This is a genomic window from Sphingosinicella humi, from assembly GCF_003129465.1.
Lineage (GTDB): Bacteria > Pseudomonadota > Alphaproteobacteria > Sphingomonadales > Sphingomonadaceae > Allosphingosinicella > Allosphingosinicella humi.
Window position 1 is genome coordinate 14,967 of sequence record NZ_QFFF01000002.1, and the last position, 14,238, is coordinate 29,204.

The 14,238-nt window shown below is 67.0% G+C and carries 16 protein-coding genes; 8 read left to right on the forward strand and 8 right to left on the reverse strand.

Annotated elements, in window-relative coordinates:
• Window positions 1-3 precede the first annotated feature (3 nt).
• Genes DF286_RS13405 through DF286_RS13425 form a run of 5 tightly spaced genes read left to right on the forward strand, consistent with a single transcriptional unit; the run spans window position 4 to window position 6,583 of the window.
• Window positions 4-849 (forward strand): XrtA system polysaccharide deacetylase, encoded by an 846-nt coding sequence (locus tag DF286_RS13405; RefSeq protein WP_109272465.1) that lies wholly within the window; start codon window positions 4-6, stop codon window positions 847-849.
• Entirely contained in the window at window positions 846-1,907 is a 1,062-nt protein-coding gene (locus DF286_RS13410) for a FemAB family XrtA/PEP-CTERM system-associated protein (RefSeq protein ID WP_109272202.1), read from the forward strand. Before DF286_RS13405 ends, DF286_RS13410 begins: the two co-directional genes overlap by 4 nt.
• Window positions 1,907-3,127 carry a TIGR03087 family PEP-CTERM/XrtA system glycosyltransferase gene (locus tag DF286_RS13415; RefSeq protein ID WP_109272203.1) on the forward strand — a complete coding sequence of 407 codons (1,221 nt, stop codon included), beginning with the start codon at window positions 1,907-1,909 and terminating at the stop codon, window positions 3,125-3,127. Before DF286_RS13410 ends, DF286_RS13415 begins: the two co-directional genes overlap by 1 nt.
• Window positions 3,124-4,656 carry an exosortase A gene (gene xrtA, locus DF286_RS13420; RefSeq protein ID WP_109272204.1) on the forward strand — a complete coding sequence of 511 codons (1,533 nt, stop codon included), beginning with the start codon at window positions 3,124-3,126 and terminating at the stop codon, window positions 4,654-4,656. The genes DF286_RS13415 and xrtA overlap by 4 nt, the downstream gene beginning before the upstream one ends.
• Before the next feature lies 1 nt (window position 4,657).
• The gene (locus DF286_RS13425) at window positions 4,658-6,583 is read left to right on the forward strand and encodes an XrtA/PEP-CTERM system amidotransferase (RefSeq protein WP_109272205.1); all 1,926 of its coding nucleotides are present in this window, start codon (window positions 4,658-4,660) and stop codon (window positions 6,581-6,583) included.
• On the opposite strand, the gene truA is transcribed toward DF286_RS13425, so the two are convergent.
• Together truA and fmt are read right to left on the reverse strand one after the other, a co-directional pair.
• Window positions 6,529-7,296 carry a tRNA pseudouridine(38-40) synthase TruA gene (truA, locus tag DF286_RS13430; protein WP_109272206.1) on the reverse strand — a complete coding sequence of 256 codons (768 nt, stop codon included), beginning with the start codon at window positions 7,294-7,296 and terminating at the stop codon, window positions 6,529-6,531. The two genes, DF286_RS13425 and truA, sit on opposite strands and share 55 nt — an antisense overlap.
• Window positions 7,293-8,198: a methionyl-tRNA formyltransferase gene (fmt, locus tag DF286_RS13435; protein WP_109272207.1), complete on the reverse strand. Its 906-nt coding sequence runs from the start codon at window positions 8,196-8,198 to the stop codon at window positions 7,293-7,295. Before fmt ends, truA begins: the two co-directional genes overlap by 4 nt.
• Window positions 8,199-8,261: 63 nt before the next feature.
• Between fmt and recR the strand changes: the two genes are divergently transcribed.
• Complete coding sequence (gene recR, locus DF286_RS13440; RefSeq protein ID WP_109272466.1) at window positions 8,262-8,858, forward strand: recombination mediator RecR; 597 nt, start codon at window positions 8,262-8,264, stop codon at window positions 8,856-8,858.
• A gap of 40 nt (window positions 8,859-8,898) precedes the next feature.
• Window positions 8,899-9,438, forward strand: a complete 540-nt coding sequence (gene def, locus DF286_RS13445; RefSeq protein ID WP_109272208.1) for a peptide deformylase — start codon at window positions 8,899-8,901, stop codon at window positions 9,436-9,438.
• Between the two features lie 151 nt (window positions 9,439-9,589).
• Here the strand turns inward: def and DF286_RS13450 are convergent, their stop codons facing one another.
• Both DF286_RS13450 and DF286_RS13455 read right to left on the reverse strand, forming a co-directional pair.
• Window positions 9,590-10,129: a hypothetical protein gene (locus DF286_RS13450; protein ID WP_146193637.1), complete on the reverse strand. Its 540-nt coding sequence runs from the start codon at window positions 10,127-10,129 to the stop codon at window positions 9,590-9,592.
• Window positions 10,130-10,181: 52 nt separating this feature from the next.
• Window positions 10,182-10,568 carry a four-helix bundle copper-binding protein gene (locus tag DF286_RS13455; RefSeq protein ID WP_109272210.1) on the reverse strand — a complete coding sequence of 129 codons (387 nt, stop codon included), beginning with the start codon at window positions 10,566-10,568 and terminating at the stop codon, window positions 10,182-10,184.
• A 122-nt stretch (window positions 10,569-10,690) separates the two neighbouring features.
• Between DF286_RS13455 and DF286_RS13460 the strand changes: the two genes are divergently transcribed.
• Complete coding sequence (locus tag DF286_RS13460) at window positions 10,691-12,082, forward strand: DNA recombination protein RmuC (protein ID WP_109272211.1); 1,392 nt, start codon at window positions 10,691-10,693, stop codon at window positions 12,080-12,082.
• Window positions 12,083-12,218: 136 nt separating this feature from the next.
• Here DF286_RS13460 and DF286_RS13465 read toward each other — a convergent pair whose 3' ends face one another.
• The 4 genes from DF286_RS13465 to DF286_RS13480 all read right to left on the reverse strand — a co-directional run bounded on the left by DF286_RS13465 (window position 12,219) and on the right by DF286_RS13480 (window position 14,230).
• Complete coding sequence (locus DF286_RS13465) at window positions 12,219-12,602, reverse strand: hypothetical protein (RefSeq protein WP_109272212.1); 384 nt, start codon at window positions 12,600-12,602, stop codon at window positions 12,219-12,221.
• 38 nt (window positions 12,603-12,640) lie between these two features.
• Complete coding sequence (locus tag DF286_RS13470; protein WP_109272213.1) at window positions 12,641-13,450, reverse strand: TrmH family RNA methyltransferase; 810 nt, start codon at window positions 13,448-13,450, stop codon at window positions 12,641-12,643.
• 106 nt (window positions 13,451-13,556) lie between these two features.
• Window positions 13,557-13,823 (reverse strand): HPr family phosphocarrier protein, encoded by a 267-nt coding sequence (locus DF286_RS13475; protein WP_109272214.1) that lies wholly within the window; start codon window positions 13,821-13,823, stop codon window positions 13,557-13,559.
• Window positions 13,824-13,825: 2 nt separating this feature from the next.
• Window positions 13,826-14,230 (reverse strand): PTS sugar transporter subunit IIA, encoded by a 405-nt coding sequence (locus DF286_RS13480; protein ID WP_109272215.1) that lies wholly within the window; start codon window positions 14,228-14,230, stop codon window positions 13,826-13,828.
• Window positions 14,231-14,238 lie beyond the last annotated feature (8 nt).

Sequence of the window (14,238 nt, forward strand, 5' to 3'; positions counted from 1 at the left end):
GCCATGCTCAACGCGCTTTCGGTCGACGTCGAGGACTGGTTCCAGGTCGGCGCCTTCGAGACGGTGATCGCGCGTGAGGATTGGGACCGCCTGCTTCACCGCGTCGAGCGCAACAGCGACGCCGTGCTGGCGCTGTTCGAACAGGCCGGCGTGAAGGGCACCTTCTTCACCTTGGGGTGGATCGCCGAACGCTACCCCGCCCTCATCCGTCGCATCGCCGATGCGGGCCACGAGGTCGCCAGCCATGGCTGGGATCACAAGCGGGTCTTCACCCTCGGTCCCGCCACCTTTCGCGCCGATCTGGAGCGGGCGCGCATCGCCATAGAGGATGCCTGTGGCCAGTCTCCGATCGGCTACCGTGCGCCGAGCTTCTCGATCGACAAGCGCACGCCCTGGGCCCACCGCGTCCTGGCGGAGGAAGGCTATGCCTATTCTTCCAGCGTCGCGCCGGTCCGCCACGATCATTATGGCTGGCCCGAAGCGCCGCGCTTCGCCCACCGCCCGCTGGTCGACTCCCATCTGATCGAGCTGCCCGTCACCACCGTCGAAGTGGCCGGCCGCCGGCTTGCGGCGGGGGGCGGGGGATTCTTCCGCCTGCTTCCCTACCGTTTCTCCCACTGGGCGATCGCCCGCGTGAACGAGGACGAACGTCGCCCCGCCGTCTTCTATTTCCATCCCTGGGATATCGATCCCGATCAGCCGCGAGTCCGCAACGCGCCCCTGCGCTCGCGCCTTCGGCATTACATCCGCTTGTCAGCAATGCATGGCAAGCTGCTGAAAATACTCAAGGCCTATCCATGGGGGCGCACGGATGAGGTGGTCGCGGTGGAGCGGGAGCGGGTGTCATGAACGCTTTCGCACCCGTGGCGGGCGTCGCCGTCCGCATCGCCGACCGGGAGGACGCGGGCGAGCGGGAACGGATCGAGACGTTCATCGCCGCGCATCCCGACGCGCAGCCCTTCCACAGCCCGCGCTGGAGCCTCGCGGTCGAGCGTGGTTGCGGCCAGCGCGGCCATTATCTGCTTGCGGAAGATTCCTCCGGCAATCTCGTCGGCCTGCTGCCGCTGACGGAAGTCCGCTCCAGGCTCTTCGGAGCCGTCCTGGTCTCCACCGGGTTCGGCGTCGGCGGCGGCATCCTAGCGCATCATGAGGTCGCGGCCGCCTCGCTGGCCGACGCGGCCTGGAGCCTATCGCAACGCCTTGGCTGCCCGACCGTGGAGCTGCGCGGAGGCAGTATTCCGCCAGGTTGGCGCCGGTGCGAGGGTGCTTATGCGGGCTTCGTCCGCGCGCTACCGGACGAGGACGGTGGGATCCTTCCCTCGATTCCGCGCAAACAGCGGGCCGAGATTCGCCGGGCGCTGGGCTTCGGCCTCGACGTCTCGATCGGCCGCGGGACCAGACACCATTATCGCGTCTATTCCGAAAGCGTCCGCAATCTCGGCACGCCCGTCTTCCCGCGCGCTTTGTTCGAGGCGATGCTGGAGGCGTTCGGCGATGACGCCGACATTCTCACCATCAGCAAGGACGGACGGCCGCTCTCCAGCGTGCTCAGCTTCTATTTCCAGGGGACGGTCTATCCCTATTGGGGCGGCGGCACGGCCGAGGCGCGGACGTGGCGGGCGAACGAGCTCATATATTACGAACTGATGCGCCACGCCGTCCGGCGCGGCTGCACGCGCTTCGATTTCGGCCGCTCGAAGCTCGGCACCGGCGCCTTCGCCTTCAAGAAGAATTGGGGTTTCGAGCCCCAGCCGCTCGTCTACGCGGAACGCGCGGCCGATGGTGTGCCGCCGCGCGAGATTAACCCGCTCAGCCCCAAATACCGGATGCAGGTCGCCGCTTGGAAAAGGCTACCGCTCTGGCTCGCCAACCGCCTCGGCCCATCGATCGCCAGGGGGCTCGGCTGATGGACGGCATCCTCTTCCTCGCCCACCGCATCCCCTATCCGCCCGATCGCGGCGACAAGATCCGCTCCTGGCACATGCTGAAGCATCTGGGGGGCCTAGCGCGGGTGCATCTTGCCTGCTTCGCTGATGACGAAGCGGATGCAGCGCATCTGCCGGCGTTGAGGGAAGCGATGGCGGGAAGCCTCGGCGAGGCGCATGTCGAGGTGAGACGGACGGGCCGGTTGAAGGCGGGGCTTCAGGCCCTCGTGTCTGGTGAACCACTGTCGCTGCCGCTGTTCGACAGCCCCGCGTTCAGGGCTTTCGTGAACCCGCTGCTCGCCAGCGGTTCTGTCGGGACCGTCTTCGCCTTCTCCAGCCAGATGGCGCAGTTCGTGCCCCGAGGCGCCAAGCCGCGCTTCGTCATGGACTTCGTCGACATGGATAGCGCCAAGTTCGCCGGATATGCGGAGGAGGCGAGGGCGCCTTTTTCCTGGGTCTATCGGCGCGAGGCGGCAAAGCTGTTCGCCTTCGAGCGCGCCACCGCCGCCCGGGCTGACGTCAGCCTGTTCGTCAGCGAGTCCGAAGCGGGGCTGTTTCGGTCCAAGGCTGTACTTCCGGCGGCCGATATTCGCGCCATCCAGAATGGCGTCGATCTCGACTTCTACGATCCCGCCGCCGAATTCCCGAAGCTGGAGTCGATGGGCGGACCCCTGATCGCCTTCACCGGCCAGATGGACTATCTGCCCAATATCGAGGCGGTCACCACTTTCGCCCGCGACGTCCTTCCGCTGATCCGCCGGCAAAGGCCGGACGCGCGCTTCGCCATCGTCGGCCGCAGCCCCACCGAAGGCGTCCAACGCCTCGAGCAGGGCGAGAATGTCGTCGTGACTGGCGCCGTTTCGGATATCCGCACGTGGCTCGCTGCCGCCGATGTGGTGGTGGCGCCGCTCCGCGTCGCCCGCGGCGTGCAGAACAAGGTGCTGGAGGCGATGGCGATGGCGCGGCCTGTGGTCGCCTCGCCCGCCGCGTTCGAAGGCATTGAGGCCGAGCCCGGTCGCGATCTCATCGTCGCTAAAGGCACGCGCGCCCAGGCGGACGCCGTGCTCGGTCTTCTCGACCCGCAGGTTGCGGAGGCGATGGGCCGGAGTGCACGCGCCCAGATGGAACGAGCTTATCGCTGGGAAACCAGGCTGGCGCCGCTGACGGACATCCTCGCCGAACCGGGGCGGGCGGCGGCATGACCGCTTGGCTCCCGATCCGCGCCGCTGCCGGCGAGATGGACCGCGGCTGGCGCGTTCATCTCATCGCGCTCGGTTGTCTCGCCGGCGGCATCCTCATCCTTTTCCATCGGGATGCGGCCGATCTGGTCGCGGTCTGGCTCACACGCTCGACCTACAATCATTGCGCGCTGATCTTGCCGATTATCGGCTGGCTGGCGTGGCAGCGCTGGCCGGCGCTGAAGCGGCTCAAACCGAGCGCCTGGTGGCCAGGCTTGCTGCTGGTCGGCGCCGGGGCTTTCCTCTGGCTGCTGGGTGAGGCGGGCTTCGCCGCGATTGCGCGGCAGGCGGCGCTGATACTGTTGGTGCAGGGCGCCGTCATCACCTGCCTCGGCAAGGCGGTTTCGCGCGCGCTCGCCTTTCCGATTGCCTACGGACTTTTCATGGTCCCCATCGGCGATGAGTTGATGCCGGCGATGCAGACGCTGACCGCCGAGATTTCGATGGTGCTGCTGGGCCTTGTCGGCGTCCCGGCCCATATCGAGGGCGTCTTCATCACCACCCCCAGCGGTTATTTCGAAGTGGCGGAGGCCTGCTCGGGCGTCGAGTTCCTGATCGCCATGGTCGCCCTGGGCGCGCTCGTCGCCAATCTTTGCTTCACGTCGTGGAAGCGGCGCGTGCTCTTCATGATCGCGGCCGTGGTCATTCCGATCGTCGCCAACGGTATCCGCGCCTGGGGCACCATCTACATCGCCCATCTCACCGACATAGAATTCGCGGCGAGCTTCGATCACGTCATCTATGGCTGGTTCTTCTTCGCCTTCATCATCGCCGTCTTGATGGCCGCAAGCTGGCGCTTCTTCGACCGCAAGATCGACGACCCCTGGTTCGATCCCGACACGCTGCAGGCCGATAAGCCCGGGTCCAGTTTCGCCGTCATCCGCACAGCCGCGGCCGCTTTCGCGATCGCCGCCTTTCCGCTTGCCTGGTCGACCGCCATCGCCTCGGCCGGGCATCAGGCCGCGCCAGCCAGCTACTCCCTGCCGGATGTACCAGGCTGGCAGCAGGTGCCGCGCGAGAGCGGCCGCCCCTGGCAGCCCCATTTCGCCGGTGCCGATGCCCTGCGCATCGCGCGCTACCGCAATGCGAAGGGGCAGGAGGTCGATCTCGTCGTTGCCGTTTTCTCGCGTCAGGAGGAGGGGCGGGAGATTGTCGCCTTCGGCCAGGGCGCTATAGGGCCTCAAGCCCGATGGGCCTGGACGGCATCGGGGACCCCTGTGCCCGGCGGACGGTCGGACCGTATCGCCTCGCACGGGAGTGTCCGGGAAGTGCTGAGCTTCTATCGGGTCGGCGGGATACTCACGGGGAGCGACTACAGGGTGAAGCTGGAGACGGTGAAGGCGCGGCTGTTCGGCGGCCCGCAGCGCGCGGTGGCGGTGCTCGTCTCCGCCGAGGCGCCCGCGGACGGCGTTAGCCCGCGTCCCGCCATCGACGCCTTCCTTGCCGATCTGGGGCCGATCGCGGCCCTGGCCGACCGCGCCGCGGGACTTTAGCATGTGCGGCATCGCCGGCCTCTTTCACGTATCCGTCCCCAAGCCGGTCGATCCGGCGCGGGTCAAGGCGATGACCGACATGCTCGTCCATCGCGGACCCGACGGGAGCGGCATCTGGACGGGACCCGGCATCGGCTTCGGCCACAGACGTCTATCGATCATCGATCTTGCCGGCGGCGCGCAGCCCATGCTGACGCCCGACCAGAGGGCGGCGATCACCTACAATGGCGAAATCTACAATTTTCGCGAGGTGCGCCTGGAGCTTCAGGCGAAGGGCCACTCTTTTCGCACCGAAAGCGACACCGAGGTGATCCTCGCCGCGTGGCGCGAATGGGGGCCGGATTGCCTCTCCCGCCTGCACGGCATGTTCGCCTTCGCCCTCTATGACGCTGCGGCGGATGCGCTCTTCCTCGCCCGCGACCGGCTCGGCGTGAAGCCGCTTTACTATGCCGAGCTTCCGGACGGAGCGCTGGTCTTCGCCTCGGAGCTGAAGGGGCTTCTCGCCCATCCGCGCCTGCGCCGCACGGTCAGCCCCGAGGCGGTCGATGACTATCTCGCCTTCGGCTATGTGCCGGACGACGCCTGTATCGTCGCGGGCGTCAGGAAGCTCGCCGCGGGCCAGTACCTCCTCCTACAGCGGGGCAGGGGCGTCGGCCCGCCCGTCCGCTGGTGGGACGTCGATTTCAGCCATCCTGTCAGCGGCAAGCCGAACGCTCTCGCCGAGGAGCTGACCGAGATCATGCGCACGGCCGTCCGCTCGCGCATGGTGGCGGACGTTCCGCTCGGCGCCTTCCTTTCCGGCGGGGTCGACAGCTCTTCGGTCGTTGCGCTGATGGCCGAGGCCAGCCGGAGCGCGGTCGAGACCTGTTCCATCGGCTTCGACGAGGCGGACCATGATGAGACGGGATACGCCAGCCTCGTCGCCGACCGCTTTGCCACCCGCCACCGCGCCCGCACCGTCGCCGCCGCCGATTTCGGCCTGATCGATACGCTGGCCGACGCCTTCGACGAGCCCTTCGCCGACGCCTCCGCGCTAGCCACCTATCGCGTCAGCGAACTGGCGCGGGAGAAGGTGACGGTCGCCCTCTCCGGCGACGGCGCCGACGAGGCCTTTGCCGGCTATCGCCGCTACCGACTTTTCGCCGCCGAAGAGCGGGCGAGGGGGCTCCTGCCGGGGGACGTAGGCAGGGCTCTGGGCCGGCTCGGCGATCTCTATCCCAAGCTCGACTGGGCGCCCCGTTTCCTCCGCGCCCGCACCACCCTTCAGGCGCTCGGCAAGTCCAGCGGCGAGGCCTATGCCGAGGCGGTAGGCGTGACGCCGCCGGCGCTCCGCTCCCGCCTCTATGGCCCCGCGCTCCTTAAGGCGCTGCAGGGCCACCGGGCGGAAGAGCGCTATGTGAAGACCATGGCGGAGGCGCCGGCAAAGGACCCGCTCTCGCGCGCCCAATATGCCGATCTCAAAATCTGGCTCCCGGGGGATATCCTCACCAAGGTCGACCGCACCAGCATGGCCGTGGGCTTGGAAGCGCGCGAGCCCTTGCTCGACCACCGCCTGGTCGAATTCGCCGCGAGGCTGCCGGCGAACATGCGCCTTCGTGGCGGCAGCGGCAAATGGCTGATGAAGCGCGCGATGAGGCGCTATCTGCCGGAGGACATCCTCCATCGCCGTAAAATGGGCTTCGTCACCCCGATCAGCGCCTGGTTCCGCGGTCCCCTCGCGAGCGAGGCCGCCGCTATCGCCAGAAGTTCCGCTCTGTCCGAGCTGGGCTGGTTCGATGCCGCCGCCATATCGCGCCTTGCGGCCGACCACCGCGCCGGCAAGGCCGACCATGGCCGCCTGCTCTGGCAGCTGCTGATGCTCGACAAGTCGCTTCAGCGGCTGTTCGGCCTCGGCGCCTCGTCCGGATATATGGCCGCCGCGAAGTAGAGGCCGTCGGGCGGCGCGTTGAAGCCGAGCGCGTTCCGGTCACGCGCCTCCAGCGCCGCCTTGAGGTCCGCCGCGCTCCACTTGCCGCGTCCGACCAGCTCCAGGCACCCGACCATCGATCGCACCTGATGATGGAGGAAGGAGCGGGCCGCCACCTCGAACAGGATCGCCTCGCCTTCGCGCCGGACGTCGAGCCGGTCGAGCGTCTTCACCGGACTTTGCGACTGGCATTGCGCCGATCGGAAAGTGGTGAAGTCATGCCGCCCGACCAAGCATTGCGCCGCCTCCTGCATCGCCTCGGCGTCGAGCGGCACCGGCACCCGCCAGGCTCGCCCCGCCTCCAGCGCCAGGGGCGCGCGCCGATTGACGATCCGGTAGATGTAGCGGCGCCCGATGCAGCTGAAGCGCGCGTGGAAGTCGTCGGCCGCCTCTTCGGCCTTCAGGATCGCTACCGGATGTGGCCGCAGCTTGGCATTCAGCCCGTCGGCGAGCCGGAAGGCGGTGATCGGTTTTGCCACGTCGACATGGGCCGTCATCGCCAGCGCGTGGACTCCGGCGTCGGTGCGCCCGGCTGCATGGAGCGTCGCCTGCTCGCCGGTGATGCCGAAAACCGCCTCCTCGATCGCCTGCTGCACCGAAGGGCCATGTCCCTGCCGCTGCCAGCCCATGAACGGGCGGCCGTCATACTCCACGGTCAGGCGGAAGCGCGTCATCCGAGGCGGATGCCCGCCGGGATCGAAAAACCCCGCAGCAGCTTGGATGGCGTCATGACGGCACGGCCCGCCCGCTGGACGAAGCTCGGCACGATGGCGCCGGTGCCGCAGGCGATCTCCAGGCCATGATCGATCGTCGTCCCGGCCTCGCCGCTGCGCTCGTCCACGCTCGCCGCCAATATCTTGATCCGCTCGCCGCCATGTTCAAACCAGGCGCCGGGGAAGGGGTTGAACGCCCTGATCTGCCGCTCGACCTCTACGGCGCTCTTGCTGAAATCCAGCCGCGCCTCATCCTTGTCGATCTTGGCGGCGCAGGTAACGCCTTCCTCGGGCTGGGGCGTCGGCGTCAGGCGCGGAAGGTCGTCCAGCACCTCCACCATCAAGGCCGCGCCGATCGCCGCCAGCTCCTCGGTAAGTTCGCCCGCCGTCTTGCCGTCGACCGGCGTCTCCCGGACGGCGTACATCGGCCCGGTATCCAGCCCTAGCTCCATTCCCATGATGGTGACGCCGGTCGTCTCATCGCCGGCCAGGATTGCGCGCTGCACGGGCGCTGCGCCACGCCAGCGCGGCAGGATCGACCCGTGAACGTTGAGGCAACCATGCCGCGGCGCGTCCAGCACCGGCGCGGGCAGGATGAGACCATAGGCCGCCACCACCGCCACATCGAGATCGAGCGCGGCGAACGCTGCCTGAGCCTCCGCGTCGCGCAGGCTCACCGGCGTCCGCACCTCAATGCCCAGGCCCTCCGCCACTTCCTGTACCGGCGAGGGTCTCAGCGCCTTGCCGCGACCGGCGCGTCGTGGCGGCTGCGAATAGACGGCGACGACCTCATGCCCTGCCGCAACGAGGGCGTCGAGCGTCGGCACGGCGAAATCGGGCGTTCCCATGAAAGCGATGCGCATGGCACCGCTCTATCCCCTGAAATGCGCTTGGCAAGCCGCGCGCTCCCGCCTTATGCCCCGGCCATGACCTCGCCCGAGATCGACGCCCTCACGCAGGCGCTGGCCCGCCTTCCCGGCCTTGGGCCACGCTCGGCCCGCCGCGCGGTGCTGCATCTCATGAAGAAGCGCGAGACGGCGATGGCGCCCTTGCTCCGCGCTCTGGAACGAGTGAACGAGGCCCTCGCCGTCTGCTCCATCTGCGGTAACGTCGACACGACCAACCCCTGCGGCATCTGCGCCGATCCGCGCCGCGACGCTCGTCTGCTGTGCGTCGTCGAGGAGGTATCGGACCTCTGGGCACTCGACCGGTCCCACCTCTTTCCCGGTCGCTTTCATGTACTTGGCGGGCGTCTTTCAGCGCTAGAGGGAGTAAGGCCCGAGGATCTGGCCATCGACAGCCTGATCGCCCGCGTAGCCGCCGGCGGCATCGACGAGGTCGTGCTGGCGATGAACGCGACCCTCGAGGGTCAAACCACCGCCCATTATCTGGCCGAGCGGCTGGAATCCTATCCCATTCGCCTGACCCAGCTGGCGCACGGCCTCCCTGTTGGGGGCGAGCTCGACTATCTTGACGAAGGCACGCTGGCGCAGGCGCTGAGGGCACGACGACCGGTGGCCTAGCGCCTTGACGGCGGTCTTCTCCATACCTAGCTGAATCGGCATGGCCTTGCTTCCGATCATCGAGACTCCCGACCCGCTGCTGCGGCAGATTTCCACGCCTGTTGAGACGGTTGACGACGATCTGAGGGCGCTTATCGCCGACATGTTCGAAACGATGTACGCCGCGCCCGGGATCGGCCTCGCGGCCATCCAGGTCGGCGTGCCGAAGCGGGTCCTCGTCATCGACCTACAAGAACCGGAAGAGGAGGGCGGCGATCCCGTCCGCGATCCCAGGGTCTTCATCAATCCCGAGATCGTCTGGGCTTCGGAGACGCTTCAGTCCTACACCGAAGGATGTCTTTCGGTGCCCGACCAATATGCCGAGGTCGATCGCCCGGACCGGATCCGCGCCCGCTGGCTGGACGAGCAGGGCAAGGCCCGTGAGCAAGAGCTGGACGGCCTCCTCGCCATCTGCCTCCAGCACGAGATGGACCATCTGGAGGGCATTCTCTTCATCGACCATCTCTCCCGCCTGAAGCGTGACATGGTGCTAAAGAAGCTCGCCAAGACACGCAAAGAATTAGCAAAACGCGCCGCCTAATCCCCGCGTCATCCCGGCGAAAGCCGGGACCCAAGAATACCGCGTTGCCGGTTAATCAGCGGATTAGCCGCTCTTCTTTCTTACCTGGGTGTCCTTGGATCCCGGCTTTCGCCGGGATGACGCTAGTTTCGGAATTCGCTTCCGACGCCTCTCACTCCGCTGGACCGCAATAGATAAGCCCCGCATCGGCGATGCTCTCGGCCTCGAACAGCATCGCCTGGGCGGATTCGGCGAAGCGGATCTTCAGATTGTCATCGACCGGCGGTCCCTCCGACGTGCAGCGCGCGGAGATATCGTAGCCGCCATCGGCCTGTACAGCATTCACGAACTTGCAAACCGAGCCGGCCGGCGTTTCCAGGCTCTCGCGTGTGAAGCGCCAGGCCTGGCCATCGCACATACCGGCCTCGGCGGCCCATAATCCCACGAAGCGGAAGGCGCCGGGCGGCGGCAGGCGATGGCTGCTGGCGTCGCCCACGCCCTCATTCTCATTGCCCACCTCTGACGCTGTCGGCGGCGGAGGTGGCGCATCGGTCTCCGATGGAGGGATCGCGATCGCAGCATTCTGCTGGGCCAGTTCGTCTGCTGGCTGGGCTGCATTGTCTGTAGCCTGGCCACCGCCGCAGGCGCTGAGTGACGTCATGGCGGCAAGCGCGACCGAGGCGGACAGCAAGGGGAAAGCACTCTTGGTCATGAAGTCATAATGCATCGCGCGCCCATCGGGTTGCGTGCCCGACCCTGCTCCATCAGAAGGTCTCGAGCGCGGCGCGGCAGTCGCGCGCGCACTCGCGGCACATCTCGGCGCAAAGCCGGCAATGTTCATGGTCGTGGCGGGCGCATTCCTCCGCGCAGATGTCGCAGGCGGTGACGCAGAGCTGCAGCATCTCCTGGAGCAACAGCTCGTTCGAGCCGGTCCGCCGCGTCGCCAACTTGAACGTCGCGTCGCAGACATCGGCGCAATCGAGGCAGGTGCGGATGCATTGCCGCATGTCCATTTCCTCAGCAGCGCAGGCGTCGGCGCAGCTGGTGCAGATCGCGGCGCAGAACATGGCGTGCCGCACCGCCAGCGCGAGCGGCTCGTTGAGATCGCCGCCGACTTGCGGATGCGCGGCGATCATCTTGGCGATGGACATGACGGATCTCCTGTCTCGGTTCGGAAGGCGAACGGATTTTTGAGCATCGCGGTTCCCGACCCCCTTGAGCCACAGCGGCGCCTGCTTTAGGTTCGCTATTCGTTCCGATTGAGGGGGAGCCAATGGATCCGGTCATCTTTGTCGTGGTGGCGCTCCTCGCCGGCCTCAGCGTCGGCTGGTTCGCCGGCAGCCGCCAGGCTGCCGCCTATCGCGAGGAGCGGGACGCGCGGCTCGACGATTTCCGCAAGGCGATCGCCGATCTCGCCGCTGCCGAGGAGCGGGCGAAGCAGGTGCCGCTGCTCTCAGCCCAGCTGGAGGAGGCTCGGCGCGAATGCGGCGAGGCGCGGACGGAATGCGCTCGTCTGGCCTCGGCGCAGGAGGAACGGCAGCGCGCCTTCGAGGCGCAGCTCAAGGAGCTCAAGGAAGCGCGCGAGGCGCTTTCGGCCCAGTTCGGCGAGATCGGCGGCAAGCTGCTCGGCGAGGCGCAAAAGCAATTCCTGGAGCGCGCCGATGCCCGCTTCAACCAGGCCGGCGAGAAGAGCGAGGAGAAGCTGAAGACGCTTCTTCAGCCGGTCGAGGCGACCTTGAAGCGCTACGAGGAGAATCTCACGCGTGTCGAAAAGGATCGCGTCGGCACCTATGGCGAATTGAAGGCGGCGGTCGAGCTGGTCCGGTCGGGCCAGAGTCAGGTGCGGGACGAAACGGCGAAACTGGTCAACGCGCTCCGCTCCAGCCCCAAGGCGAGGGGCCGCTGGGGCGAGCAAAGTCTTCGCAATGTCCTGGAACAAGCCGGCCTATCTTCTTACATCGATTTCGAATCCGAGGTATCGGTGGAGACCGAGGAAGGGCGCTTGCGGCCGGACGTCGTCGTCAAGCTGCCCGGCGGCCGTAACATCATCATCGATGCCAAATGCTCTCTGAACGCATTCCTGGACGCCGCCGACGAGGTCGACGAGGTCGCCCGCGCGGGGCATCTCAAGGCGCATGCCGCGTCGCTCCGCAATCATGCGATGCAGCTTGGCGGCAAGGCTTATTGGCAGCAATTCGGCGACGCCGCCGATTATGTCGTCATGTATATTCCCGGCGAACATTTCCTCACCGCCGCGCTGGAGCAGGATGAAGGGCTATGGGAATGGGCGTTCGAGCGCCGCGTCCTGCTAGCGACACCGACCAATCTCGTCGCCATCGCCCGCACCGTCGCCAGCGTCTGGCGCCAGGAGAAACTGGCCGAGGAAGCGGCCGAGATTGCCCGGCTGGGCAAGGAGCTCCATTCGCGCCTCGCCACGATGGGCAGTCACGTCGTCAAGCTCGGCCGGAACCTCGAACTGGCGACCGGCGCCTATAACAGCTTCGTCGGCAGCCTCGAGAGCCAGGTCCTCACCCAGGCCAAGCGCTTCGAGGCGTTGGAAGTGGCGCATGGCGGGAAGGAGATCGACCCGCTGCCGGTGATCGACACCACCCCGCGGGCCCTCACGAAACTTAGTGCCCAGGACGAAGCCGAGGCTGCGGAATAGGGGGCTAACGGGCCTATGCTGACCCGTTCGTCCCGAGCGCAGTCGAGGGGCGTGTGTGATGACTCTGTGCCAGCGCCCCTCGACTTCGCTCGGGACGAACGGAGCAGGTGACAGGAAGGCTGCGAAGGGTTCGGGCTCACATGTCCCAATCGGGCCAGCGCTGGCCGCCGCAGCCGTGAAGGGTCTGGCCGTCGGCGACGACCATTACCGTGTCGGCATAACCATGACCGCTCATGGCGTCGTTGCAGCGGCTGTGGGTGACGTCGACGATCAGCCGCTCGGTCTCATAGCGGTGGCCGTTGAAGGTCGTGCGCGGATCGGGCGCCGACACGGTGATCCGCGTTTCGCCATAGTCGCCCACATAATCGATCCGATCTTCCGCGATCGTTACCGTCCAGCCCGGTTCCTGACCAAGCGCGCGATACACCGCCTCTTCGCCAATCGGCGACGGAGGGGTCGTGGCGGGATAGGCGCAGGCGCCGGTGGCGGCCAGCAGCAGCCAGGCAGGCCATTTCGGCACGGTAACGGCTCTCATAGGCGGGAAGCGCGTGAACGGACTCACTTGTTCCCGGCGTGGCGCCATTGGTTGATGACCTCATAGGCCATCACCGCGGTCGCCACCGCCGCGTTCAAGCTGTCGGCCTTGCCCCGCATCGGGATCTTCACGAGCGTGTCGCACTCGGCCTCGTAGGTAGAGGGAAGACCCTGCGCCTCGTTGCCGACCAGGATGAAGGCGGGCTTGCGGTAGCGCGGCTCCTGATAGTCGAGCGCGGTGTTGAGGCTGGTGCCGATCAGCTCGCCCTCGCCGGCCCGGAGCCAGGGGATGAAATCCGGCCAGCCAGTGGTGGCGATCGTCTGGGTGAAGAGCGCCCCCATCGTCGCCCGCACCGCCTCGACCGAGAAGGGGTCGACGCACTCGTCGACCAGGATCAGCCCGCCCGCGCCGACGGCGTCGCCGGTGCGCAGGATGGTACCGAGATTGCCCGGATCGCGCAGCGCCTGGGCCACGATCCACAGGTCGGCGCAGGCGCGGTCGATCCGGTCGAGGCTCGTGTCCCAGGTCCGGAAGACGCCGAGCACCGTCTGCGGATTCTCCTTGCCGCTCAGCTTGTGGAGAATGTCGGCATTGGTCTCGATGACGTCGCCGTGCGCGGCCTCGACCTCGGCGATCAGGGCTGCGAGCAGCGGATGGTTCGTGCCCTTGGCGTAGAAGAGGATAGCCGGCAGCCGCCCCGCCTCGCGCGCTTCGGTCAGGATGCGCAGCCCCTCGGCGATGAACATGCCCTGGCGCCGTCGTCCCTTCTTTTCGCGAAGGGCCCGGACGTCCTTGACGAGCGGATTGGAGAAGGCGGTGATCTCGCGGGGCATGGACTAGGGTCTCGTCATTGCGAGGAGCGGAGCGACGAACCAATCCAGTCCGTCGCCGTCGAAGCCAGTCTGGATTGCTTCGCTACGCTCGCAATGACGATGAACATCATTCCTCGCCGAACTTGGCCTCGACCAGATCCGCCAGTGCGTCGGCAGCGGCCTCCGCACCGTCGCCCGCGGCCGTGATGGTGATGGCGTCGCCCATGGCGGCGCCGAGCATCATCAGCCCCATGATAGAGGTGCCGCAGACCTTGGTTCCGTCCTTCTCCACCTCGATCGTCGCGGACAACTCGGTAGCCAGCGTGACGAACTTGGCGCTCGCTCGAGCGTGGAGACCGCGCTTGTTGGTGACTTCAACCGTGCGGCTAGCCATGCTCAGGCCGCTTCCCCCAAAATCTCCGAGGCAACGGAGATATATTTGCGCCCCGCCTCGCGGGCAGCCGCGACCGCAGCCTTCACTTCCATCGTCTTGCGGGCGCCTTCGAGGCGAATCAGCATCGGCAGGTTCACGCCGGCGATGACCTCGACCGACTCGGATTTCATCAGCGAGATGGCGAGGTTGGAAGGAGTCCCGCCGAACAGGTCGGTCAGCACGATGACGCCCGACCCGTCATCCACCTTCGCGATTGCCTGCGCGATATCGTTGCGCCGCGCTTCCATATCGTCGTCGGGGCCGATGCAGATGGCTTCGATCCGCTGCTGCGGCCCTACAACATGTTCCATGGCGACGACGAACTCGGCGGCGAGCCTGCCGTGCGTCACCAGCACCAAACCGATCATTTGAACAC

Excerpts from the sequence above, each read along its gene's own strand:
- fmt (WP_109272207.1), bottom strand. The coding sequence starts at position 8,198 with ATGCGCATCGCTTTCATGGGAACGCCCGATTTCGCCGTGCCGACGCTC.
- DF286_RS13470 (WP_109272213.1), bottom strand. The coding sequence starts at position 13,450 with ATGCCCCGCGAGATCACCGCCTTCTCCAATCCGCTCGTCAAGGACGTC.
- DF286_RS13405 (WP_109272465.1), top strand. The coding sequence starts at position 4 with ATGCTCAACGCGCTTTCGGTCGACGTCGAGGACTGGTTCCAGGTCGGC.
- DF286_RS13410 (WP_109272202.1), top strand. The coding sequence starts at position 846 with ATGAACGCTTTCGCACCCGTGGCGGGCGTCGCCGTCCGCATCGCCGAC.
- DF286_RS13480 (WP_109272215.1), bottom strand. The coding sequence starts at position 14,230 with ATGATCGGTTTGGTGCTGGTGACGCACGGCAGGCTCGCCGCCGAGTTC.
- recR (WP_109272466.1), top strand. The coding sequence starts at position 8,262 with ATGACCTCGCCCGAGATCGACGCCCTCACGCAGGCGCTGGCCCGCCTT.
- truA (WP_109272206.1), bottom strand. The coding sequence starts at position 7,296 with ATGACGCGCTTCCGCCTGACCGTGGAGTATGACGGCCGCCCGTTCATG.
- DF286_RS13425 (WP_109272205.1), top strand. The coding sequence starts at position 4,658 with ATGTGCGGCATCGCCGGCCTCTTTCACGTATCCGTCCCCAAGCCGGTC.
- DF286_RS13450 (WP_146193637.1), bottom strand. The coding sequence starts at position 10,129 with ATGACCAAGAGTGCTTTCCCCTTGCTGTCCGCCTCGGTCGCGCTTGCC.
- DF286_RS13415 (WP_109272203.1), top strand. The coding sequence starts at position 1,907 with ATGGACGGCATCCTCTTCCTCGCCCACCGCATCCCCTATCCGCCCGAT.
- DF286_RS13475 (WP_109272214.1), bottom strand. The coding sequence starts at position 13,823 with ATGGCTAGCCGCACGGTTGAAGTCACCAACAAGCGCGGTCTCCACGCT.
- xrtA (WP_109272204.1), top strand. The coding sequence starts at position 3,124 with ATGACCGCTTGGCTCCCGATCCGCGCCGCTGCCGGCGAGATGGACCGC.
- def (WP_109272208.1), top strand. The coding sequence starts at position 8,899 with ATGGCCTTGCTTCCGATCATCGAGACTCCCGACCCGCTGCTGCGGCAG.
- DF286_RS13460 (WP_109272211.1), top strand. The coding sequence starts at position 10,691 with ATGGATCCGGTCATCTTTGTCGTGGTGGCGCTCCTCGCCGGCCTCAGC.
- DF286_RS13455 (WP_109272210.1), bottom strand. The coding sequence starts at position 10,568 with ATGTCCATCGCCAAGATGATCGCCGCGCATCCGCAAGTCGGCGGCGAT.